Consider the following 23,801-nt stretch of genomic DNA (forward strand, 5'->3'; position numbering starts at 1 on the left):
CAAGGTAAAACCTCAGCATAACTGAGATGGCCGTTTTCAGATGAGTATAATATACTGTGTTTATATACAGTATTGAGGTAGATCATGGGGAGCGCAGTCTTACCCGAGTATGCTGAGTTGTACTGCCTGAGTAATTTCAGCTTCCTGCATGGGGCTTCGCATGCGGAAGAGCTGGTGGCGCGCTCTGTCCAGCTTGCTTACCGGGCGCTGGCCATTACCGACGAGTGCTCGCTGGCGGGTGTCGTGCGCGCGCATGCGACGGCCAAGCGGGCCGGTTTCCCCCTGATTATCGGCGCGCATTTTCACTTGACGCAGGCCGACGGCAGCCCGGGGCCGTCCCTGCTGGCGCTGGTGCGCGATGCCGACGGATACGGCAACCTGTCGGAACTGATCACCATGGCGCGCACGCGGGCGGCCAAGGGCCGCTATCTGTTGACGCCCGACGATTTCGCCGCGCCGCCGGCGCAGTTTGCCCATTTGCAAGGGCTGCCCGGCTGCCTGATGATCTTGCTGCCTGGCTATCCGGCCCAGTCCGCGACGCTGCGCGCGCAGGGGGCGTGGATGCTATCCACCTTTGGCGGCGAGCGCAGCTGGATAGGCTTGAACCTGCTGCAGCGGGCGCAGGATGACGCGCACCGCAGCGCCGTGCAGGACGCCGCGCAGGTGCTGGGCTTGTCCATGGTGGCCGTCGGCCATGTGTGCATGCACGTGCGTTCGCGCAAGCCGCTGCTCGACACCCTGTGCGCGATCCGCGTGGGCAAGCCCGTGGGCGAGTGCGGCTATGCGCTGGCGCAAAACGCGGAGCAGCATCTGCGCGCGCGCTTGCGCCTGGCCAATGTGTATCCGCCGCAGGCGCTGGCGGAAACCCTGCGCATCGCGGACCTGTGCACATTTTCTCTCGACAGCTTGTGCTATGACTATCCCGACGAGCTGGTGCCGCACGGCCACACGCCGGCGACGTATCTGCGCGCAGAAACGTATGCGGGCGCGCGCATCCGTTTTCCGCTGGGCATTCCGGCCAACGTGCAGGAGCAGCTCGAACAGGAGCTGGAACTGATCGCGGAGCTGTCGTATGAAGCGTACTTTTTGACTGTGTACGACATCGTGCGCTTTGCCCGCTCGCAAGACATCCTGTGCCAGGGCAGGGGGTCGGCCGCCAATTCGGCCGTCTGCTATTGCCTGCACATCACGGAAGTGGACCCGGCGCGCGGCAACTCGCTGGTCGGGCGCTTCATGTCGCGCGAGCGCAACGAGCCGCCCGACATCGACGTCGACTTCGAGCACCAGCGGCGCGAAGAAGTGATTCAATATATCTACGGCAAGTATGGGCGCGAGCGGGCCGCGCTGGCCGCCGTGGTGATCAGCTACCGGCCGAAAAGCGCCTTGCGCGACAGCGGCCGGGCGCTGGGGATCGACCTGGCCATCGTGGAAAAAGTGGCCAAGGCGCACCGCTGGTTCGACGGCAAGCGCGATTTGCTGGAGCGCCTGGCCGAATGCGGGCTGGACCCGGAAGCGGCATTGTCGCAGCAGTGGGCCGGCCTGGCGCAGCAGCTGCTGGGCTTTCCCCGCCATTTGTCGCAGCATCCGGGCGGCTTTGTGATTGCGCAAGGAAAGTTGTCGCGCCTGGTGCCGATTGAAAACGCGGCCATGGCCGAGCGCAGCGTCATCGAGTGGGACAAGAACGACCTGGAAGAGCTGGGCTTGATGAAGGTCGATGTGCTGGCGCTGGGCATGTTGTCGGCCCTGCGCCGCGCCCTGGAACTGGTCGGTGCGCGGCGCGGCGAGCCACTCCGCCTGCAGGATATTCCTGCCGAAGACCCTGCCACCTACGACATGATGTGCCAGGCCGACACCATCGGCGTGTTCCAGATCGAGTCGCGCGCGCAGATGAGCATGCTGCCCCGCCTGCGTCCCCGTGCATTCTACGACCTCGTCATCGAGGTGGCGCTCGTGCGTCCCGGCCCCATCCAGGGCGGCATGGTGCATCCGTATCTGCAGCGGCGCCAGCAGAAAGAGCCGGTCGATTATCCCAAGGGCCTGGAAAAGGCGCTGGGGCGCACCCTCGGCATTCCCATTTTCCAGGAGCAAGTGATGCAGGTGGCTATCATCGCGGCCGGTTTCACGCCTGGCGAAGCGGACCAGTTGCGGCGGGCCATGGCGGCCTGGAAACGCAAGGGCGGCATGAACAATTACCATGACCGCATCGTCAATGCCATGGTGGAGAATGGTTACGGCAAGGAGTTTGCCGAGGCCATCTTCAGCCAGATCGAAGGCTTTGGCGAATACGGTTTTCCCGAGTCGCACGCGGCCAGTTTCGCGCTGCTGACGTATGCCAGTTCCTGGCTGAAATGCCACGAACCGGCCGCCTTCCTGTGCGCCTTGCTCAACAGCCAGCCCATGGGTTTTTACAGCCCCTCGCAACTGGTGCAGGATGCGCGCCGGCATGGCGTGCCAGTGCTGCCCGTCGACGTGACCGTCAGCGCCTGGGAAGCGGCATTGGAAGCAGGGCAGGACCCCGCGCCCGCCGTGCGCCTGGGCTTGAACAGCCTGTTCGGCATGCGCGCCGAGGCGGCCCGGCGCATCGAGGATGCGCGCGCCATCGCCGCCTTTGTCGACGTGGCCGACCTGGCGCGGCGTGGCGGCCTGGATCGTCATGACTTGCAGGTCTTGGCGGCAGGCAACGCGCTGCACGCGCTGGCCGGGCACCGGCGCGCGGCGCTGTGGCAGGCGGCCGGCGCCGTGCCCGACAGGGATTTGCTGCGCGTCACCACGCCAGAGGAAGACTTGCCCGTGCTGGCCGCGCCCACGGAAGGCGAGAGCATCGTCAGCGACTACCGCGCGCAAGGCCTGACCCTGGGCCGCCACCCGCTGGCGCTGCTGCGCAGGCAATTGCTGGAGCAGCGTTTCCTGCCGGCATCCGCGCTGGCCAGCTACACGGATGGCCAACTGGCGCGCGCCTGCGGCATCGTCACCGTGCGCCAGCGTCCGGGCACGGCCAAGGGTGTCATCTTCATGACCCTGGAAGACGAGACGGGCACGGTGAACGTCATCGTCTGGCCCGACCTGGTGGAAAGCCAGCGCCGCGAAGTGCTGAGCGCGCCGCTGCTGGGCGTGTACGGCGTGTGGCAGCGCGAGGGGCTGGTGCGCAACCTGGTGGCCAAGCGCCTAGTCGACATGTCGCATCTGCTGGGACGCTTGCGCACCAGCAGCCGGGATTTCTGTTGATGCTTGTCAATGTCGGCCAGGCGGTGGCATGATTGTCATATGACTACTTTGCCCGAACCGACACTGCGCCCCGCCCTGGTCGCCGACGCGCCCGCCATCGTCGCCCTGATCGACGACTTGATGCCCTTTTTGACCCTGCATCCCGATGGCGCGGGGGCGGAAAAGTTCATCGAACATTGCCGCCAGCCGGCCATCGAAAATTACCTGTCGCTATCCAACTATCATTACCAGCTGGCGCATATCGACGGCGAGCTGGCCGGCGTGGTGGCCATGCGCGACAATACGCACCTGTTCCACATGTTCGTGCCGCGCACGCTGCACCGGCGCGGCATGGCGCGCCGCCTGTGGCAGGCGGCCCGCGATGCCTCGCTGGCCAGGGGGAAGGTCACGGCGTTTACCGTCAATTCCTCGGCCTATGCCTTGCCCTTGTACGAAAGCCTGGGCTTTGTCGCCACGGGGCCGAAGGTGGAGACGGGCGGCATCGCCTTCGTGCCGATGCGCATGGAATGGACGGCCTGATTACCAGCGCACGATCTTGCCCGGATTCATGATGTTCTTCGGGTCCAGCGCGTGTTTCAGGGCGCGCATGGTGTCGATGGCGCCTTCGCCATGTTCTTCCACGAGAAAGGCCATCTTGTGCATGCCCACGCCGTGTTCTCCCGTGCACGTGCCATCCATGCCGATGGCGCGCGTGACCATGTCGCTGTTGACCTTTTCCGCGCGGGCGATGTCGTTTGGATCGTCCGGGTCGACCAGCATCTGCACGTGGAAGTTGCCGTCGCCCACGTGGCCGATGATGGCGTAGACGAGGCCTTGCGCTTCGCAATCGGCCTGGGTGGCGAGGATGCATTCGGCCAGGCGCGAAATGGGTACGCAGCAATCGGTGGAAATGGCGCGGCTGCCGGGGCGCATCTGCAGCAGGGCGAAGTAGGCGTTGTGGCGCGCGGCCCACAGGCGCGAGCGGTCTTCGGGGCGGCTTGCCCACTCGAAATCGCTGGCGCCGTGTTCCGCCGTGATGGTTTGCACCAGTTGCGCCTGCTCAGCCACGCTGGCCGGCGTGCCGTGGAATTCAAACAGCAGCAAGGGTTTTTCCGGCAAGGCCATCTTGTCGTAGGCGTTGATGGCTTTCACGCCGTTTTCATCGAGAAACTCGACCCGCGCCAAGGGAATACCCATCTGGATGGTCTGGATCACGGCGCTGACGGCCTCGCCCGTGCCGGGGAACGAGCACACGGCCGCCGAGATCGCTTCCGGCAGCGGATACAGTTTTACCGTCACTTCCGTGATGATGCCCAGGGTGCCTTCGCTGCCGACGAACAGGCGCGTCAGGTCGTAGCCGGCCGACGATTTCTTTGCCCTGGTTCCCGTCTTGATGATGCGGCCATCGGCCGTCACCACCGTCAGGGCCAGCACGTTTTCGCGCATGGTGCCGTAGCGCACGGCGTTCGTGCCCGAGGCGCGCGTGGCGGCCATGCCGCCCAGCGAGGCATTGGCGCCCGGGTCGATGGGGAAGAACAGGCCCGTGTCGCGGAGCTCTTCGTTCAGCTGCTTGCGCGTGACGCCCGCCAGCACGGTGGCCGTCAAGTCTTCACTATGCACGGCTACCATCTGGTTCATTTGCGACAGATCAATTGTCACGCCGCCATGCAGGGCCAGCACGTGGCCTTCCAGCGAAGTGCCGCTGCCGTAGGCGATGACGGGCACGTCGTGCGCGCTGCACAGTTTGACGGCGGCCGCCACTTCCTCGGTGGAATGGGCGAAAATGACGGCGTCCGGCAGCATGGGGGGATAGCTCGACTCGTCGCGGCCATGGTGTGCGCGCATGGCTTGCGTCATGGAAAAACGGTCGGCAAAGATCAGGGAAAGTACGGCAGCAAGGGATACGGGCAGCGGTTTTTTCAGTACCGCCAACTGGTCAGTTTGATTCACGCAAGTCCTCCGTTTTTTTTATTCTACTCCGCGCCCGGGAATTTCACCGAAGCACCATATTGATTTTTTGCCAGTTGTAAAAAAACCTGCATGGTTTGCCGCGCTTTGGTTGTAAATGAGAATCATTTCTATTAGAATGCCCGCCTATACCTATTTTGCAACAGTTTGACCCGCAGCTCAGACCCCGAAAGGCCATGCCATGAAATTCCCCCTGTCCTTCTCCGCAGTCCTGCCCGCCTGCGTGCTGGCGCTGAGCGCCTGCAGCAGCGTGGCGCCAGCGACTGACGCTTCTGCCGGCGCCGGCGCAGTGTCCGTCGCGCAAGACGTGCGCCAGCTGGGCGAAATCGTCGACCTGCGCAGCGGCCAGCGCGTGAGCGCCGAACAATTGCTGGCCCAGCTGGCCGCCGCGCCGCGCGTGATCATCGGCGAGCAGCATGACCAGCTCAGCCATCACCAGATCGAGCAATGGCTGCTGCAGCAATTGCAGGGCCAGCGTCCGCAAGGCAGCGTGCTGCTGGAAATGCTGAACCCGGACCAGCAAGCCAAGGTGGACAAGGTCAAGCCGTGGCTGCAGACGGACCCCGTCGTGCGCCCCGAACACGTGGCCGAGCTGCTGGCCTGGCAGCCCAGCTGGAAGTGGGCGCAATATGGAGACCTGGTGATGACCGTGATGCGCGCGCCGTATCCCGTCTGGTCGGCCAACCTGGACCGCAGCGAAATCAAGCAATTGTTTATCGACAAGCCAGCCGTGCAGGGCAAGCATTCGAACCTGGCCAACGATGGCAAGGTGCATGAGAAACTGAAAGACATCATCCGCGTCATGCATGACAACCAGATCGACGAGCCGCGCCTGGCCGCCATGCTGTCGGTGCAGCAGCAGCGCGACCGCCGCATGGCCGAGCGCCTGCTGGCCGCGCCCGCGCCGGCCGTGCTGATCGCCGGCGCCTACCATGCGCACAAGGACTTGGGCGTGCCGCTGCACGTGCAGGACTTGACGGGCGGCCCGGCGCCGCTGGTGCTGGTCCTGGCACAGCAGGGCGCCACGGTGCTGGCGCCGCAGGCGGATTTCGTCTGGTTCACACCCGTAACGCCCGCCGTCGCCAGCGCCAAGTAATTTCTTGTATCGCCGCCGGGCGTTCTGCCCGGCACTCTCCCCCAGCAAGCTCCCCCATAGCAGCCAGGTAGTTCGTCCGATTTTTTTGCATGCGCGTGCGCGCCGTTGGCGCAGCCATGCCTGTTACCTGTCAAAGTTCTCATGCGTATCCCCTTGTTCCGTATCAAAGCCGCCAGCTGCGGTGTCGTTCTTTCCCTGTTGCATGCCACCGCGCAAGCGTCCGCCTTACCCCATGACATGTCGCCGCTGGGCATGTTTTTCGCCGCCGACCAGGTCGTCAAAAGCGTGCTCATCGGTTTGCTGGTCGCCGCGCTGGCCACCTGGGTGGTCTTGCTGGTGAAGGGCGCCAGTTTGCTGCAAGCCCGGCGCGAGGCGGCGCATGCCGTCGCCATGCTGAAGACGGCCACTTCCTTGCCGGACGCGGCCGTCAAAGTGGAGGGCGCAGGCGCCATTTCGCTGGCGCAACAGTTGCTCGCTGATGTACAGCAAGAACTGAGTCTGTCGCACGCCAGCGCGCCGGCGGCGGCACTGAAGGAGCGGGCCGGCTTTCGCCAGGAACAGTTCATTGCGCAGCAGGTGCGCGCCATGACGCAAGGCATCGGCTTGCTGGCCAGCATAGGCGCCGTGGCGCCGTTCGTCGGCCTGTTCGGCACCGTGTGGGGCATCATGAACAGTTTTATCGGCATCGCCGTCAGCCAGAGCACGAACCTGGCCACCGTGGCGCCGGGCATCGCGGAAGCCTTGCTGGCCACCGCCCTGGGCCTGGTGGCGGCGATCCCCGCCGTCGTCATCTATAACGTCTTGAGCCGTGGCATCAACCAGTACAAGGCGCAGCTGCGCGCCGCTTCCGCGCAAGTGCTGCTGATGCTGAGCCGCGACCTCGACACGCGCCAGCAGGCCTGAGCCATGGCTTCCCTGTTTCCCTCCCCGGACGACGACACGGCCGACATGCCGGAGTTGAGCGAGATCAATGTCACGCCCTTCATCGACGTGATGCTGGTGCTGTTGATCATCTTCATGGTCGTCTCGCCGCTGGCCACGGTCGACTTGAAAATCGACTTGCCGGCCGCCACGGCCAAGCCCGAACCCCGTCCCGAGAAACCGTTGTTCGTGTCGCTGAAGGCGGACCGCAGCCTGTACCTGGGCGAGTCTCCCGTGGCGCGCGAGCAGCTGGGCAGCCTGCTCGATGCGCAAACGGGCGGCGACCGCCAGCGCACCCTGTTTTTCCAGGCCGACAAGCAAGCCGCGTATGAAGACGTGCTGGGCGTGATGGATGCCCTGCGCCAGGCCGGCTACCTGAAAGTGGGCCTGGTCGGCCGGGAGGGCGGGTGAGTCCGCAGTCCGGGCCGGCGCCGCGCCCCCTATTGAGCTGGGGCATTGCCGCGTCGCTGGTGGTGGCCGCGGCGCTGGCGCTGCTGCTGTGGGCCGGCTGGCAGCCCGTCGCCGTGGCGCCCGCCAATCCGGCGGCCAGCGTGATGGTGGTGTTTGCCGCGCAAGCGATGTCGCCGGAGACGCAGGTGGCGCACGCCGTGGGCGCGCGCCAGTCGGCCGCGTCCAGCGCCTCCCGGCCGCCAAAGAGTGCAATCAAGCAAGAGGCGCTGCCGGTGCTGGCGCGCGCCGCCGTGCCGGAGATCGTCGCGGCGGAAAAAGAGGAAAAGGCGGCCGCGAATCCGTCGGCGGAGCCGGGCAAGGATGCCGCGAAGGAAGCGTCCGTGCCTGCGCAGGCCAGCAGCAGCGCCACGCCGGCGCCGACCGTCGTGCGCGGTCCGCAGGCGGCGCCGTTCAACAGCGACACGCCATCGACCAGCGCGGCGCCGGCCAGCTGGCAAAGCCAGGTGCTTGGCCACCTGGCGCACTTCAAGCGCTATCCGGGCGATGCGCGCCAGCGCAAGCGGGCTGGCGCCGCCTGGGTGCGCTTCCAGGTGGACCGCGACGGCAAATTGCTGGCCAGCGAACTGGTCACGTCGTCGGGCACGGTGCTGCTCGACCGTGAAGCCTTGCAAGTGCTGCAGCGCGCGCAGCCGCTGCCTGCGCCGCCCGACAACGTATTGCGCCAGGGCACGGTGACGGTGACCTTGCCCGTGTCGTTCAAGCTCGACGCCAGCTGAATTTTAAATTTTTCAATAACATAACAAATCGAGGGTGTATGCATATCAAGACAATGACGCAGGCCGTGGGCATCTGCATGGCCTTGCTCGCGCAGCAGGCGTGGGCGCAACAGGCGCAAGACAGTGGCAAGGTGGAATTTTCGCCGCTGAATGTATCGGGTGAAACGGTGCCTGCGGAACGGCAGGCGCTGGAAAAACCGGGCGCCGTCAGCGCGCGCGGGGCCGATACGCGCTTGCAGCCCGTGGACCAGATCGTGCGCAGCATGCCGGGCACGTTTACCCAGATCGATCCGGCGCAGGGCGCCGTCAGCGTCAACATCCGCGGCTTGTCGGGCCTGGGGCGCGTCAACATGATGGTCGATGGCGTGAGCCAGAATTACTATGGCAGCGCGCCGTCGTCCGTGTCGCACGGCGGCGTGCCCAGCAGCCAGTTCGGCGCGCTGATCGACCCGAATTTCATCATCGGCGTGGATGTGTCGCGTGGCAATGTCGTCGGCGGCGACGGCGTCAATGCGCTGGCCGGCAGCGCCAATTTCCGCACCATCGGCGTCGATGACGTCGTCTTCGCCGGGGAAAAGACGGGGGCGCGCACGAAGATGTGGACCGGCAATAACGGCGTGGGACGCAGCGCCATGCTGGCCGTGGCCATGAAAAACCCCGCCTTCGATGGCGGCAGCGTGGGCTTCATGGCCGCCACCAGCGCGAGCGTGATCGGCAACAACTACAAGAATGCGAAGGGCGTCAACAGCGAGGAATTCGGTTTCGGCTACAACCGCTATTACAAGCAAAAGCCCAAGTCGCAATTGCTCAAGCTGGACCTCAAATTGAGCGACTTCCATGCGCTGGAACTGTCGGCGCGCGATTACCGCAGCACGTTTACGCGCCGCGACATCCACAGCGATGACTACTACGTAAAATATCACTACACGCCATTTTCCGAGTTGATCGACCTCAATGTGGTGGCCAGCAGCAGCCGCGGCAACCAGAAATACATGCCCGAGGCGCTGACCAATTTCATCAATACGAATGCGGCCAACCGCGCCGACGCGGTCGACATCAACAACACCAGCAGCTTCAGGCTGGCGGGCGGCGATGCGCTGGTGACCATCGGCGGCAAGCTGATGCGCAATAAATACAGCAAGCACGTGGAAAGCCTGGTCGACGATCCGGACAACCCGGATGCGAACCAGCAATCGATCGAAAACAATACGTTCGGCCCAGAGGGCGTGCAAAAGATCAACAGCCTGTATGCGGGCCTGCAATACAACCGCGGCATTGTTCAAGTCAATGCGGGCCTCAACTACACGCACTTTGATTTGACGGGTCACAAGCCCGCCTGCGACTTGCGCGTGCAGTGCTTCCCGCAAGGGGCAAGCAATATTGCGTTGAAGGAGCATGGCATCAATCCCTCGCTGCTCGTTTCCGCGCAAGTGACGCCGTGGTTCCAGCCGTTTGCCAGCGCCGAGCGCACCATGCGCGGGCCGAATCCGCAGGAAGTGTTTTTCTCGAATGACGGCGGGGCCTCGATGAACCCCTTCCTGAAGGGCGAGCGGGCCAGCACCTACCAGCTGGGTTTCAATTCCAGCCTGCATGGCTTGCTGAGTGCTAACGATGCGCTGAATTTCAAGGCCCTGTATTTCAAGAGCAAGATCGACGGCTATATCACCAGCCAGTCCTTCCTCGTGTGCGACAGCGGGCGCAAGTGCAATATCGCGGAAGTGATCGCCAAGGACTGGCAGAATGTGGATGAATATGTGACCAATATGTATATCTACATCAACTCGGCCACGCCCGTGTATTCTCGCGGCTGGGAACTGGAAGCGCAATATCACCTGGGGCCGGCGTATGCGCGCCTGTCGTACACGCGCGAAACGACGCGCCAGCCCACGTCGATCGCCAGCGCCTGGTTTGGCGCGGCCGACATCAGCGAACTGCCCAGCGTGTACTACAACCTCGACGTGGGCACGCGCCTGCTGGACAACAAGCTGGAAGTGGGCGCCATCCTCAAGCACACGGGCTCGAACCGCCGCCTGTCGCCGGACAATGACGCCGATGAAGCGACGGGGGAAGTGCTCAAGGCCGACAATCCGAAGATCCCGGCCGTGATCGACCTGTATGCGAGCTACCAGGTCAGCAAGAACCTGTTCCTGCGCCTGTCCGTGCAAAACGCCATGAACAAGGATTTCTCGGAAGCGCTGAACCGCCTGAACTCGATGCCGTCGCAGTCGCAGGAGAATACGCCGCTGAGCACGGCGCGGGGCAGGACGTATGTGGCAGGGCTGGAGTACCGCTTTTAAAGCAGGCCCAAGCCCCGCGCCTTGGCTTAATTAATACTCGCGCGGCGTCGTTCCATAATAGCTATGGATCGACGTCGCCCAAGCGCTGTCCGCCATGTTCGGCCAGTTATCCGTGTCGAAGCCGGGGGCGTTTTCGATGCGTTCCTTGTCGACGTTGAGGGTGAAGCGCTTGTTGACGGTGTCGAGCAGCAGCGCCTCCCACGGCACGGCGAACAGCTTTTCGCCGATGGTGAAGACGCCGCCGTGCGACATGACGGCGTAGGCGATCTTGCCGCTGCGCATGTCGAGCATGATTTCCTTGATTTCGCCCAGGTGTTCATCCTTGGCATTGTGCACATGGTCGCCGATCAGGGTGTCGGCGCCCATCAGTTCAGGGCCGGGGCCTTTGTGGCCGCGGTTGACATACATGCCGTAGGCGTCGCGTTCTTCGTAGCTCATGATGGACCTCCTGTTGAAAAATCCCAGTCTGCCGCCGGGGCGCGGCAGGGTCTGTTCGCTCGCCCACACAACATATGGAATTGGAAATATTTCAATTATTGTTATTGGGTAATTTTGTTGCGCGTAGACAGCAGGAGGGGGAGGGATAGTCGGTATTTGGCGCAAATTTCCGTGCGCGGGGAGCGACGCAGGCGGGCTTTAGTGTATAATTTCAATTTCCCGCACGTGCCGTTCGGCACCATCTGCAATGACCAAATTTGTCTTCGTCACTGGTGGCGTTGTGTCTTCCCTTGGAAAAGGGATTGCCGCCGCCTCCCTCGCCGCGATCCTCGAATCGCGCGGCCTTAAAGTCACCATGCTCAAGCTCGACCCGTATATCAACGTCGATCCTGGCACGATGAGCCCTATGCAACACGGTGAAGTATTCGTCACCGATGACGGGGCCGAAACCGACCTCGACCTCGGTCACTACGAGCGCTTCATTTCCACCCGCATGAAAAAGGTGAATAACTTCACCACTGGCCAGATCTATGAATCGGTGATCCGCAAGGAACGCCGGGGCGAATATCTGGGCAAGACCGTGCAGGTGATTCCGCATATCACCAATGAAATCCAGGATTACATCCGCCGTGGCGCCGAAGGCTACGACGTGGCCCTGTGCGAAATCGGCGGCACCGTCGGCGATATCGAATCCTTGCCATTCCTGGAAGCGGCACGCCAGCTGAGCCTGCGCGCCGGCCGCAAGAACACGGCGTTCGTCCACCTGACCCTGGTGCCTTACATCGCCTCGGCCGGTGAACTGAAAACCAAGCCGACCCAGCACTCGGTGCAAAAGCTGCGCGAAATCGGCATCTTGCCGAATGCGCTGCTTTGCCGCGCCGACCGCGCCATCCCGGAAGACGAGCGCGCGAAAATCTCGCTGTTCTCGAACATCGAGGAAGACGCCGTCATTTCCGTGTGGGACGTCGACACCATTTACAAAGTGCCGCAAATGCTGCACGACCAGGGCCTCGACAAGATCATCTGCGACGCGCTGGACCTCGATCCTGCACCGGCCGACCTGTCGATCTGGAGCAAGTTGATCTACACGATGGAGCACCCGAAGGCGGAAGTGACCGTCGGCATGGTCGGCAAGTATGTCGAGCTGACCGAGTCGTACAAGTCGCTGATCGAAGCGCTGCGCCACGCCGGCATCCACACGGAAAGCCGCGTCAACATCGAGTACATCGATTCGGAAGAAATCGAAACGACCGGTTGCGACAACCTGGCCAAGTACGATGCCATCCTGGTACCGGGCGGCTTCGGCAAGCGCGGCGTGGAAGGCAAGATCAAGGCGGCCCAGTTTGCCCGTGAAAACAAGATCCCTTACCTGGGCATCTGCCTGGGCATGCAAGTGGCCCTGATCGAATACGCACGCAACAAGGCTGGCATGCCGAACGCGAATTCGACCGAGTTCGACCTTGATACGGATCAACCTGTTGTTGCACTGATCAATGAGTGGCAAAACCACGATGGTAAAGTCGAGTTGCGCGATGAAAACTCGGACCTGGGCGGTACCATGCGCCTGGGCGCGCAGACCTGCGCCGTCAATCCGGGCACCCTCGCCGCCGAGATCTACGGCAGCGTGGTGACCGAGCGTCACCGTCATCGCTACGAAGCCAATAATCACTACCTGGCCCGTGTCGAATCGGCTGGCCTGATCGTGTCGGCCCGCACGCCGAGCGAAGATTTGTGCGAAATCATGGAATTGCCGCGCACGGGTGAAAATTCCCACCCTTGGTATATGGGCGTGCAATACCATCCCGAGTTCAAGTCGACGCCACGCACCGGCCATCCGTTGTTTACGTCGTTCATCAAGGCAGCGCTGGCGCACAAAGAAGCCAACGCCGCTGCGGAATAACGCGGTCGATCGCGACAGTATTACCCGTAAGACAGCTCCCGGCCAGATCGTTCCCGCCGGGAGTTTCTTTGCCCCCTTTGTGCAATTGCGCATCAGAACGCAGTGTGCAGCCCCCTGTTAAGCTTAACTTTGGAGAATGACATGAGTGCTATTGTTGATATTATCGGCCGCGAAATCCTGGACTCGCGCGGTAACCCGACCGTCGAATGCGATGTGTTGTTGGAATCGGGCGTGATGGGCCGTGCAGCCGTACCGTCGGGTGCCTCGACCGGTTCGCGCGAAGCCGTGGAATTGCGCGATGGCGACGCCAAGCGCTACTTCGGCAAGGGCGTGCTGCAAGCATGCGAGAACATCAACACCGAAATCTCCGAAGCCATCATGGGCCTGGACGCCAATGAACAGGCTTTCCTGGACCGTACCCTGATCGACCTGGACGGCACGGAAAACAAATCGCGCCTGGGCGCCAACGCCATCCTGGCCGTCTCGATGGCCGTCGCCAAGGCTGCCGCCGAAGAAGCCGGCTTGCCGCTGTACCGCTATTTCGGCGGTTCGGGCGCCATGCAGATGCCAGTGCCGATGATGAACGTCATCAACGGCGGCGCACACGCCGACAACAACCTGGACATCCAGGAATTCATGATCATTCCCGTGGGCGCCCCGTCGTTCAAGGAAGCCGTCCGCTACGGCGCGGAAGTGTTCCACACGCTGAAAAAGATCCTGCACAAGAAGGGCCTGAACACCAACGTGGGCGACGAAGGCGGTTTCGCGCCATCGCTGGCCAACCATGAAGAAGCCATCAAGCTGATCATCCAGGCCATCGAAGAAGCGGGCTACGAGCCAGGCACGCAGATCGCCATCGGCCTCGATTGCGCCGCGTCCGAGTTCTACAAGAACGGCAAGTACGAAATGGAAGGCGAAGGCCTCAGCCTGACCGCCACCGAGTTCACCAACCTGCTGGCGACCTGGTGCGACAAGTACCCGATCATCTCGATCGAAGACGCGATGCACGAAGGCGACTGGGACGGCTGGGCGATTCTGACGGCAGAACTGGGCAAGAAAGTGCAACTGGTCGGCGACGACCTGTATGTCACCAACACCAAGATCCTGAAAGAAGGCATCTCGAAAGGCATCGCCAACTCGATCTTGATCAAGATCAACCAGATCGGTACCCTGACGGAAACCTTCGCCGCCATCGAAATGGCCAAGCGCGCCGGCTACACGGCTGTCATTTCGCACCGCTCGGGCGAAACGGAAGACTCGACCATCGCCGATATCGCCGTTGCCACGAACGCCCTGCAGATCAAGACGGGCTCGATGTCGCGTTCGGACCGCATGGCCAAGTACAACCAGCTGCTGCGTATCGAGGAAGACCTGGGCGACATCGCCAGCTACCCTGGTCGCGATGCGTTCTATAATCTGAAGTAAGCTGATGTAAAACCCACTGGCCGGCCGGAGATGTTCCGGCCGGTTTTTTAACTGAATGCCCCATGCGCCTCATTACGCTCGCCCTGGCAGCCCTGCTGCTGTTGATACAATTTCCCCTCTGGCTGGGTAAAGGCGGCTGGCTGCGTGTTGCCGACATGGAAGCCCAAGTGGCTGTGGCCAACAAGAAGAACATGGAATTGAAGGCGCGCAACGCCAAGCTCGAATCCGAAGTGCGCGACCTGAAAGATGGTACGGGCGCCGTCGAAGAGCGTGCCCGCTACGAGCTGGGCATGGTCAAACAGAATGAGATTTTCGTGCAGATCGTGCGCAAGGGCCAGACCCCGCCACTGCTGGAAACACCGGTGGACGCCGCGGCGCCACATTAAGACAGTACTACTTCCCGCTTGCCAGCCTGGACCGATTGCCAGGCTGACATATCACTTTACTTCCTTGTACTTATTACCTTGTACTGCTGCACACGATTGGCCGCATGGCGCGGCGTGCGGCTGTCTTGCTGCTTGCTGCTTGCTGATCAGAAACGGGCCTTGCCGGTCGTGATCAGGTAAAAATGGATGCCGGTGACCACGACGGCGACACTTACCAGTACGGTTTCGAGAAACATCATAAAATTTCCTTGTTAATATTTAGTTAGGTAAAAACGTCCAGGGCCAGGCGCCCAGCCGAACGTACGGCAAGGCGCAGGCAACGCCGCCATGAACGTTTTTTAACCGCGCGACGCCAGGAAGCGCAGTTCTGCGGCCAGATTCGGCATCAGTTTTTCGTAGCGGTTCGCTTCCGAGTTCAGCAGGGCGAAATCGCGCTTGCTTGGACGCACATAGCGCTGTTCTTCATCGCTGACGCTGCTGGCGATGACTTCCTTCTGCGCCAGTTCGCTGTACGGCTTGGAAGCGAGCAGGGCGCCCAGGAAGGCGCGCGTGGCGCGGCCCAGGTTGCTGAAGTAATTGTCGTTGTCGTTGCTGTAGGTGTTGGTAAAAGTGGACATATGCCCTCCATGAATGGTCTGTTGTTGCATTGCACAATAATGGAGTTTGCGATATGCGTCCAATTTCAAATTCCAATTTCAGAAATTCAAGAAACGCATAATAAGGGCGTAGCCATCGGCCACGCCCTGAAAATGAATTTGTTACGAAATGTTTATCCTGCGGCGATGCGTCCCAAACCCGGATCGTCGCTGAAAAAACCGTCGAGTCCCGTCTCGATATAGCGCCGCATTTCCGCCACGGATCCCGCTTCGTTGCGCGCATTTTCGCCATTGCCGTCGCGGAAGTCGGCCGCCAGGAAGCGGTTTTCCGGACGGAAGGTCCACGTGTGCAGCAGCAAGCCCGCCTGGTGCGCATCGTCGACGATGGAAGAGGGCTTGGCCAGGCGCTGGTCGGCGCCCAGCGGGATGATTCCCCGCGTTGGCGGCGCCACCACGTCCGCGTAGGCGGCGATGTCGCGCAGGCCGGCCGGCGTCGTCATCTGGCCAAACGTCAGCTTGCCGCCCGCCTTGGCCACGTCCATCGGGCGGATATCGCCGCCCACCACCAATTGCATCAGGCGCACGTTGGCGCGCCGTCCCAGCTTCTCGCGCAAGTATTTCAAATTGGCCACTTCGAAGGACTGGATTTCGATGGGCGCGCGGCGCGTGTACTCGTGCGCCAGCAGGGTCGACAGGAAACGGTCTTCCAGCGCCAGGCCCGCATCGCGGAAATACGTGGAGCTTTTCAGCTCCGGCACGAGGCCGATGACGCGTCCGCTGGCGGCTGATTGCGCTGCAACAAAATCGATGATTTCTTCCCAGGTCGGAATCTGGAATTGTCCATCGTACAAGGTGTTGCCGGTGCGTACTTTCGGCAGCCGTTCGATGGCGCGCAGGGTTTTCAATTCCGCCAGCGTGAAGTCGTCGACGAACCAGCCTTCGTGCCATTCGCCGTCGACCATCTTCTTGCCGCGCCGGCTGGCAAACTCGGGCCGGCGCGCCACGTCGGTGGTGTCGATCAGGTTGCTTTCGTGGCGGGCCACGAGAATGCCGTCGCGCGTGGCGACCAGGTCCGGCTCGACGTAGTCGGCGCCGTCGAGGATGGCCTTGGCGTAGGACGCCAAGGTATGCTCGGGACGCAGGGCGCTGGCGCCCCGGTGGGCGAAGACGAGCGGCCGGCTTGGCTTTGTTTCCAGCAGGCCCGCGGCAAAGCCGGGCGCGGCGGCCAGCGCCAGGCCGCCGACGGCCGCCTGGACGAAGCTGCGGCGCGAAAAATGCCGTTGCGGAAGGATAGGCGTACGCATCAGAAATCCGCCGTCAAGGTGAGGAAGCCCTGACGCGGGGCGATGGGGAAGGTGTTGTACGTCTTGTCGGCCGCGCCCACCACCACGTTCAGCGCGCCTTCGCGGTTGGCCAGGTTGCTGACGTTCACGCGCCAGCGCGGGTTTTTCAGCCAGCCGGCCATGGCCGGCAGCTTGCCCGACACGCCCAGGCCCATCAGGAAATAGCTTGGGACGGACAGATCGTTGGTGTACGTCGCGTAGCGCTTGCCCACATAGTCTCCCGTCAGTTGCACTTCGATGTCGCCAAACGTGGCGGAAGCGACGAACTTGTTCAGCCATTCAGGCGAGCCCGGCACGTTCTTGCCCGCCGTCAAGACCAGCGCGGCGCCATTGTTGTAATTGTCCGCGTACTGCGAGCGGTTGTATGACAGGGCATTGTAGAACGAGAAATTGTTGCCGAAGTGCACGGTGCCCGCGATATCGATGCCGTCCGTGCGCACGCTGCCCACGTTGGCCAGGACGGGGTTGCCGCCAATGATGGAGGAAATCACGGGCGTCGGGCTGATCTGCAGCAAACGGTTGCTGAAATCGACGTGGTAGACGTTGACCTGGCCATCGATGGCCGTGATGGCGCCCAGGCTCAATGGGTGGCTGCCGCGCACGCCCACTTCATAGGTGAGGGCCGTTTCCGGTTTGGCGTCGCGCTTGAACAAATCAAACGCGGCCTGGCTCGACAAGCTCCAGGGCGAAGCGCCGCCGCCGCCATAGGTGACGAACTGGCGCATGTTTTTCTGGATATTGAAGTACAACTGGTCTTGCGGCGTGAAATCCCAGCGCGCGCCTACTTGCGGCAAGAACCATTTTTTCGTGTTGATGGTGCCGACCGGCAAGGCCGTCGAGCCGCCGGCGATGGCGCCCTTGGCCGGCTGCACGGGGAATTGGCCATCGGCAAATTGCAGGCTGGACTTGAAACCGGCTTGCAGGGCGATATCGGGACGGATGCGCCATTCATCCTGCAAGTGCAGCTGCACCACCTTGTTGTCGATCTCGCTGCCGTACTGCGTGATCAAAGGATTGCTGGGACGGTCGTACGGCGACGTCGGGTTGTTGACGTCCAGCGCATACCAGCGGCGGTAGGCGGACGAGCGGTTCTGTTCCAGCCACAGGCCCGCTTCCAGCTGGTGATTGCCGATTTCCTTGCGCAGGGTGGAAAGGAAGCCGCCCCGCTTGATGTCGTATTCCGTCGTGCGCACGGCGTAGCCCGAGTTGCCGAACACCTGTTTCAGGTTCTGTTTCGGGTAGTACACGCTGAACAAGCCCGGCAAGCCGGCCACGCCGATGGGGCCGGCCACCACGCCCGCGCCATCATCCTTGTGGTAATACACCTGGTTCGACCACGTCATGCCTTCGGACAAGTTGGCGTCGAACTTGGCGTAGGCCAGGTAATCGGTGCGCTGCGCATCGCTGTAGTAGTTGCGGTAATTGTTGCCGTCCGCGGCAGGCGTGGCGCCCGTCGGCGACAGGTAATTCAGGGCCGCCTTGAAGTCCGGATACAGGAAGGGGCGCGTGTACGGCGCGCTCGTCTCGCCCGCCACGTGCACGGTGCTGTCTTCGTTCGGCTCGATCTTGTCCGAGTAATTGAAGAACAGGGTCAGCTTGCCCGCCTCGCTGCGGTTGACGTATTTTGCGTTGAACTGGTCGCCGCCCTGGCGCGCATCGAAGTCCCAGGCGCGCGCTTCATGGTGCAGGATGGAAAAATAGGCGCTGCTGCCATCGCCGAAGGCGCCCGTGTCATAGCGGGCAAACGTGCGCGACGTGCGGTGGCTGCCCACCGTTTGCTGCACGCTGGCGCCCTGCGTGGCCAGCGGGTCGCTGGAATAGGTTTCGATGGTGCCGCCCAGGTTGCTGGTCGACGCCGTGGCCAGGTCGCCCGCGCCCGACGACAGTACGACGCTGCGCACGTTTTCGCTGATCACGGCGCGCTGCGGCGACAGGCCGTTGTAGTTGCCGTATTGCTGGTCGCCCAGCGGCACGCCGTCCATGGTGTAGCCCAGTTGCTGGCCGGAAAAACCATGCACGAACAGCGACAGGTTTTGCTCGTTGTTGCCCCATGGGTCGGCCGTCTGGAAGCTGACGCCAGGCAAGGTTTGCAGGGCCTTTAACGGATTCGTGCCGGGCAGGATTTTCTGGATTTCATTCTTGCTCAGGGCGACGGAAGAACGCGTCTTACGCGAGGAAATCTCTACGGTGGCCATCGGAGCATTGTCATCGGCAGCGGGGACGGCGGCCATGTCGGTGGCGGCGGACGCCACGGCGGCGGCGACGGCCGTTTGCGCCAGGGCCGGCAAGGAGAAGCCAGCGGCGCAAGCGCCCAGCAACACATGGAAGGAATGGCGGCGCAGGGCCAGCGTCAAGTGGGTATTCATCATCAGCCTGTGGAAAGTATTGGAAGTAATACAAGCTGCGCAGCGTAACGGCGGCGCGTGACGGGCTGATGACGAACTGATGACGGGAAGATGACAGCAGAAACAATTGCGCCGCCTGAGGGGCGGCGCGGGGATTATTACAATTAGTTAATACTTGCCGCGGGGGGAATCAAGACTTCTGCCGGCGCATCCGTGATGAACAGCTGCGCGCAATCGACCTTGTCGAATTCATAGTGCTGGCCGCAGAAATCGCAGTTCACGCCCACCTGGCCCACTTCTTCCAGGGTGCTGTTGACTTCTTCCTCGCCCAGCATCTTGAGCATATTGCCCACTTTTTCGCGCGTGCAAGTGCAATGGAAGCTCGGGTGCAGGGGATCGAAGACGCGGATCGTTTCTTCCCAGAACAAGCGCTGCATCAGGGTATCGATGTCCGTCGACAGGATTTCCGCCTCTTTCAGGGTCGACGCCAGCATCACGGCGCGGTTCCACGTGTCCAGCGCGTCTTCTTCCGACACGGGCGTCGCTTCGGCCTTGCCGCCATGGTGGGGCAGCTTTTGCAGCAGCAGGCCGCGCGAGACGGTGTCGTCCGTGGCCAGCCACAGGCGCGTGTCCAGCTGTTCCGAACGCAACATGTAGTTTTCGATCACGGTCGCCATGTCATCGCCGTCCAGCGGCACGATGCCCTGGTACGGTTGCTGGCCCGGCACCTTGTCGGCCGGGTCCAGGGTGATGATGAAGCGGCCCTTGCCCGTGGCGTTGAGCAATTGCGGCACGGTGGCCACGTCGGGAATCGTGGCGTCCGGGTCCAGCTTGGCCGTGGCGCGCAGGCGCAGGTCGGAGTCGCACTCGACCACCATCAGGCGCACGGGACCGTCGCCATGGATTTGCATGATGATGGAACCGTTGAATTTCAGGTTGGCCGACAGCAGGGCGGCGGCGGCCACCATTTCGCCCAGCACTTTTTTCACGGCCGTCGGGTAGGCGTGGCGCGACACCACTTCCTGCCAGGTGGTCGAAACGTCGATGAACTGGCCGCGCACGGCGGCGTTGTCGAAAATAAATTTTTGCAGGGTATCCTGGCCGCTAACGGCTGCGCTGATTGCGCCCGTGGTTTCAGTCGTCATTCTCTTATCCAATCTTCTTGAGTTGCGTATTAAATAGCTGGCCGCGTTGCACATAGTTCACGGCGTTGCCTTGTAGCCTGGTGATATCGTCTGCCGTCAGGGCCCGCACGGCTTTCGCCGGTGAGCCGATGATCAGCATATTGTCGGGAAATTCCTTGCCTTCCGTGACCAGCGCGCCCGCGCCGACCAGGCAGTTCTTGCCGATCTTCGCGCTATTCAGGATCACGGCCTGGATGCCGACCAGGGCGCCATCGCCGATCGTGCAGCCATGCAGCATCGCCTGGTGGCCGATGGTCACGTTCCGGCCGATGTCCAGCGGGTAGCCCGGGTCCGTGTGCAGCACGGCGCCTTCCTGCACATTGCTGTTGGCGCCCACGGTGATGCGTTCGTTGTCGCCGCGGATCGTGGCGCCGAACCATACGGACGTATTCGCTTCCAGGGTCACCTTGCCGATCACGTTGGCCGTGTCGGCAACAAAAGCGGAAGCATCAATCAGCGGCGCATCGGCGCCCAATTGGTAGAGTGTCATCGTTAGCCTGTGGCGGTGGTGGAAGCGCCGGGCACGGCCGGACGCGGAAGTTTTGCGCTATTTTACGCTGTTGCAGGGCAAGTCCGAGCGCCGGCCGCTAATCCGGTATAATTATCGAACGGTCGTACTTTTATGTGCGCCCTATCTACAGACACAGCATGTGGCGCCATCTGCGCCACTTTCAAGGCAGGCATCCGATGAAACCCATGAAACTTTCCCGTTCCGAATTCATCAACATCCGCGGCGCCCGTACGCATGTGCGCCATTGGGGCCGCGAAGGCGCGCCCATCCTGTTCATGGTGCACGGCTGGATGGACGTGGCCGCCTCGTTCCAGTTCGTCGTCGACGAGTTGCAGGGCGACTGGCACGTGATCGCGCCCGACTGGCGCGGCTTTGGCCTCAGCGACTACACGCAATCGGACACCTACTGGTTCCCCGACTACCTGGCCGACCTGGACGCCATGCTGCTGCATTATTCGCCGGACGCGCCCGTCAACCTGCTGGGCCACAGCATGGGTGCCAACGTGGCCGGTCTGTACGCGGGCGTGCGCCCGGAGCGCATCAGCCGCTTCATCAACCTGGAAGGCTTCGGCATGATGGCAACGCAGCCGGAGCAGGCGCCGGGCCGCTACGCCAAGTGGCTGGACGAATTGCGCGAGCCGCCCGCCATGCGCAGCTATCCTTCGCAGCGCGCCGTGGCTGAGCGCCTGCAAAAGACCAATCCGCGCCTGCCGGACGAGCGCGCCGCTTTCCTGGCCGAACACTGGTCGGCGCGCAACGAGGCGGGCGAGTGGGACATCCTGGGCGACCCGCAGCACAAGCGCGTCAATCCCATCCTGTACCAGGTGGAAGAAGTGATGGCGTGCTGGCGCCGCATCACGGCGCCCGTGCTGTGGGTGGAGGCCGATGACACGAATATGTGGCAATGGATGGGGCCAAAGGAACAGGCGCGCATCGAAATCGACCGGCGTTTGGCCTGCATCAAGGATGTGCGCTGCGAGATGATGGCGGATGCGGGCCACATGCTGCATCATGATCAGCCGCAGGCACTGGCGCGGCTGGTGGAAGCGTTTTTGGCCTGATGTGTGTCGGGAACGCTGCAGCGCGATTGGCCAAGCAGCGTACAATGAAAACTTCTTCCATGCTGAGCCCGTGCAGGGTATTGTTTTCACATGCTTAAAGTCGACCTGCATTGTCATTCGAATATCTCCGACGGCGTGCTGTCACCGGCCGCCGTGGCCGCTTACGCGCGCAAGGCGGGCGTGGACGTGTGGGCGCTGACGGACCACGATGAAGTGTCCGGCGTCGCCGCTGCGCGCACGGCCGCGCTGGAGCTGGGCATGCGCTTCGTGGCCGGCGTGGAAATTTCCATTACGTGGGCCGGCGAAACCGTGCACATCGTCGGCTTGCAAGTCGATGAAAACAATCCGGGTCTCGTGCAGGGCTTGCACCGCACGCGTTCGGGACGCGACGCGCGCGGCCGCGAAATCGCCCGCCAGCTGGACCTGGCCGGCATCCCCGACGCCTATGAAGGGGCCTTGAAATTCGTCGGCAACCCGGACCTGATGTCGCGCACGCACTTTGCCCGTTACATCGTGGAAACGGGGAAATGCGCGAACATTCCCGACGTGTTCAAGAAATACCTGTCGGAAGGCAAGCCGGGCTACGTCGAGCACCGCTGGGCCACCCTGGCCGAAGCGGTCGGCTGGATCCGCGGCGCGGGCGGCGTGGCCGTCATCGCCCATCCGGGCCGCTACCGCTTCAGCGACATGGCGCAAGGCGTGCTGTTCGATGAATTCAAGCAACTCGGCGGCGTGGCCATCGAAGTCGTCACGGGCAGCCACAGCCCGGACCAGTATCCGGAATACGCGCAGCTGGCCAACGCCTACGGCTTCCTCGCCTCGCGCGGCACGGATTTCCATGCGCCGGGCGAGTCGCGCGTGGATTTTGCCATGTTGCCGCCTTTACCATCGAATGTCACGCCAATCTGGCACGACTGGTTCTAGGGCGCGGCTGGCCTGCGCCTGCCGCGCGGGCTTGAAAAGTCGCGACTGCATACTTATCTTTTAGTCATTCTTGTTTTCCGGAGCCATCGCCCATGAAACGTATCGTCCTGTTTATTGCAACCAACCTGGCCGTGATGCTGGTGCTGTCGCTCGTGCTCAGTTTGCTGGGCGTGGGCAATCCGGCGCGCGGCAGCACCTTGAACCTGGGCAGCCTGCTGGTGTTTTCGCTGGTGGTGGGCTTCACGGGCTCGATCTTTTCGCTGTTGATCAGCAAACCGATGGCCAAGTGGAGCACGGGTGCGCGCGTGATCGACAATCCGACGTCGTCGACGGAGTTGTGGCTGGTCAATACCGTGCGGGCGCTGTCCGAGCGGGCCGGCATCGGCATGCCGGAAGTGGCCGTGTACGAAGGCGACGCGAATGCGTTCGCTACGGGCGCCTTCAAGAATTCGGCGCTGGTGGCCGTGTCCACGGGCTTGCTGCAAAGCATGAACCGCGATGAAGTGGAAGCCGTGCTGGGTCACGAGATCGCCCACGTGGCGAATGGCGACATGGTCACCTTGACCCTGATCCAGGGCGTGGTGAATACCTTTGTCGTCTTCATGGCCCGCGTGGTGGGTTTCTTTGTCGACAATGTGCTGCTGAAAAATAACAACCGCGAAGGCGGCGGGCGCGGCATCGGCTATTTTGTGACCGTGATGGTGTGCGAAGTGATCTTCGGCTTGCTCGCGTCCATCATCGTGGCCTGGTTCTCGCGCCAGCGCGAATTCCGCGCCGACGCCGGTTCCGCCAAGCTGCTGGGCAGCCCCACGCCGATGATGCATGCGCTAGCCCGCCTGGGCGGCGTGCCGCCGGGCGAATTGCCGCAATCGATGCAGGCGCTGGGCATCAGCGGCGGCAATGGCGGCTGGGGCGCGCTGTTCGCCACCCATCCACCGCTGGAACAACGCATCGCCGCGCTGCGCAGCGTACAATAATGCCAACTTAACAAGCTGGTTCGCCAGAACGCTTACAC

20 protein-coding genes are annotated in these 23,801 nt (G+C 62.6%); 13 read left to right on the forward strand and 7 right to left on the reverse strand.

Going from position 1 to position 23,801, the window contains the following annotated elements; translation table 11 throughout:
- The first annotated feature begins 84 nt into the window (after positions 1-84).
- Both O3301_RS08085 and O3301_RS08090 read left to right on the forward strand, forming a co-directional pair.
- Positions 85-3,225 carry an error-prone DNA polymerase gene (locus O3301_RS08085; RefSeq protein ID WP_305056066.1) on the forward strand — a complete coding sequence of 1,047 codons (3,141 nt, stop codon included), beginning with the start codon at positions 85-87 and terminating at the stop codon, positions 3,223-3,225.
- 39 nt (positions 3,226-3,264) lie between these two features.
- Entirely contained in the window at positions 3,265-3,744 is a 480-nt protein-coding gene (locus O3301_RS08090; RefSeq protein WP_305056067.1) for a GNAT family N-acetyltransferase, read from the forward strand.
- Here O3301_RS08090 and O3301_RS08095 read toward each other — a convergent pair whose 3' ends face one another.
- Entirely contained in the window at positions 3,745-5,154 is a 1,410-nt protein-coding gene (locus tag O3301_RS08095) for an FAD-binding oxidoreductase (protein WP_369812180.1), read from the reverse strand.
- 199 nt (positions 5,155-5,353) lie between these two features.
- On the opposite strand from O3301_RS08095, the gene O3301_RS08100 reads away from it, so the two are divergent.
- The 5 genes from O3301_RS08100 to O3301_RS08120 all read left to right on the forward strand — a co-directional run bounded on the left by O3301_RS08100 (position 5,354) and on the right by O3301_RS08120 (position 10,673).
- Positions 5,354-6,268 carry a ChaN family lipoprotein gene (locus tag O3301_RS08100; protein WP_305056068.1) on the forward strand — a complete coding sequence of 305 codons (915 nt, stop codon included), beginning with the start codon at positions 5,354-5,356 and terminating at the stop codon, positions 6,266-6,268.
- 153 nt (positions 6,269-6,421) lie between these two features.
- A complete protein-coding gene (gene exbB / locus O3301_RS08105) occupies positions 6,422-7,171 on the forward strand; it encodes a tonB-system energizer ExbB (RefSeq protein WP_289916742.1) in 750 nt (249 codons plus the stop codon).
- 3 nt (positions 7,172-7,174) lie between these two features.
- Positions 7,175-7,600 (forward strand): TonB system transport protein ExbD, encoded by a 426-nt coding sequence (gene exbD, locus O3301_RS08110; protein WP_305052868.1) that lies wholly within the window; start codon positions 7,175-7,177, stop codon positions 7,598-7,600.
- Positions 7,597-8,376, forward strand: coding sequence for an energy transducer TonB (locus O3301_RS08115; RefSeq protein WP_305056069.1), 780 nt, complete (start codon positions 7,597-7,599; stop codon positions 8,374-8,376). The genes exbD and O3301_RS08115 overlap by 4 nt, the downstream gene beginning before the upstream one ends.
- Positions 8,377-8,414: 38 nt before the next feature.
- Positions 8,415-10,673 (forward strand): TonB-dependent receptor domain-containing protein, encoded by a 2,259-nt coding sequence (locus tag O3301_RS08120; RefSeq protein WP_305056070.1) that lies wholly within the window; start codon positions 8,415-8,417, stop codon positions 10,671-10,673.
- A 30-nt stretch (positions 10,674-10,703) separates the two neighbouring features.
- Here the strand turns inward: O3301_RS08120 and O3301_RS08125 are convergent, their stop codons facing one another.
- Positions 10,704-11,111 carry a PRC-barrel domain-containing protein gene (locus O3301_RS08125; protein WP_251350379.1) on the reverse strand — a complete coding sequence of 136 codons (408 nt, stop codon included), beginning with the start codon at positions 11,109-11,111 and terminating at the stop codon, positions 10,704-10,706.
- Positions 11,112-11,358: 247 nt separating this feature from the next.
- On the opposite strand from O3301_RS08125, the gene O3301_RS08130 reads away from it, so the two are divergent.
- The 3 genes from O3301_RS08130 to ftsB all read left to right on the forward strand — a co-directional run bounded on the left by O3301_RS08130 (position 11,359) and on the right by ftsB (position 14,822).
- Positions 11,359-13,011 carry a CTP synthase gene (locus tag O3301_RS08130; protein WP_099666940.1) on the forward strand — a complete coding sequence of 551 codons (1,653 nt, stop codon included), beginning with the start codon at positions 11,359-11,361 and terminating at the stop codon, positions 13,009-13,011.
- 141 nt (positions 13,012-13,152) lie between these two features.
- Complete coding sequence (gene eno / locus O3301_RS08135) at positions 13,153-14,436, forward strand: phosphopyruvate hydratase (RefSeq protein ID WP_034750709.1); 1,284 nt, start codon at positions 13,153-13,155, stop codon at positions 14,434-14,436.
- A gap of 62 nt (positions 14,437-14,498) precedes the next feature.
- Entirely contained in the window at positions 14,499-14,822 is a 324-nt protein-coding gene (gene ftsB, locus O3301_RS08140; protein ID WP_035821182.1) for a cell division protein FtsB, read from the forward strand.
- A gap of 338 nt (positions 14,823-15,160) precedes the next feature.
- On the opposite strand, the gene O3301_RS08145 is transcribed toward ftsB, so the two are convergent.
- From O3301_RS08145 to O3301_RS08165, 5 genes are all read right to left on the reverse strand, one after another.
- On the reverse strand, positions 15,161-15,439 hold the full coding sequence (locus O3301_RS08145) for a hypothetical protein (protein ID WP_099666941.1): 279 nt from the start codon (positions 15,437-15,439) through the stop codon (positions 15,161-15,163).
- Between the two features lie 152 nt (positions 15,440-15,591).
- Positions 15,592-16,722: a glycerophosphodiester phosphodiesterase gene (locus O3301_RS08150; RefSeq protein ID WP_099666942.1), complete on the reverse strand. Its 1,131-nt coding sequence runs from the start codon at positions 16,720-16,722 to the stop codon at positions 15,592-15,594.
- Positions 16,722-19,130: a TonB-dependent receptor gene (locus tag O3301_RS08155; protein WP_305056071.1), complete on the reverse strand. Its 2,409-nt coding sequence runs from the start codon at positions 19,128-19,130 to the stop codon at positions 16,722-16,724. The genes O3301_RS08150 and O3301_RS08155 overlap by 1 nt, the downstream gene beginning before the upstream one ends.
- Before the next feature lie 140 nt (positions 19,131-19,270).
- Positions 19,271-20,251 carry an Hsp33 family molecular chaperone HslO gene (hslO, locus tag O3301_RS08160; RefSeq protein WP_305056072.1) on the reverse strand — a complete coding sequence of 327 codons (981 nt, stop codon included), beginning with the start codon at positions 20,249-20,251 and terminating at the stop codon, positions 19,271-19,273.
- A gap of 4 nt (positions 20,252-20,255) precedes the next feature.
- On the reverse strand, positions 20,256-20,780 hold the full coding sequence (locus O3301_RS08165) for a gamma carbonic anhydrase family protein (RefSeq protein WP_305056073.1): 525 nt from the start codon (positions 20,778-20,780) through the stop codon (positions 20,256-20,258).
- A 206-nt stretch (positions 20,781-20,986) separates the two neighbouring features.
- Here O3301_RS08165 and O3301_RS08170 point away from each other — a divergent pair, with 206 nt between their 5' ends.
- The 3 genes from O3301_RS08170 to htpX all read left to right on the forward strand — a co-directional run bounded on the left by O3301_RS08170 (position 20,987) and on the right by htpX (position 23,763).
- Positions 20,987-21,862: an alpha/beta fold hydrolase gene (locus O3301_RS08170; RefSeq protein WP_251350382.1), complete on the forward strand. Its 876-nt coding sequence runs from the start codon at positions 20,987-20,989 to the stop codon at positions 21,860-21,862.
- Positions 21,863-21,952: 90 nt separating this feature from the next.
- A complete protein-coding gene (locus tag O3301_RS08175; protein ID WP_305056074.1) occupies positions 21,953-22,786 on the forward strand; it encodes a 3',5'-nucleoside bisphosphate phosphatase in 834 nt (277 codons plus the stop codon).
- 92 nt (positions 22,787-22,878) lie between these two features.
- Complete coding sequence (htpX, locus tag O3301_RS08180) at positions 22,879-23,763, forward strand: protease HtpX (RefSeq protein WP_099666947.1); 885 nt, start codon at positions 22,879-22,881, stop codon at positions 23,761-23,763.
- Positions 23,764-23,801: the final 38 nt, after the last annotated feature.

It is taken from the genome of Janthinobacterium sp. SUN211 (assembly GCF_030587315.1).
Taxonomy (GTDB): Bacteria; Pseudomonadota; Gammaproteobacteria; order Burkholderiales; family Burkholderiaceae_D; genus Janthinobacterium; species Janthinobacterium kumbetense.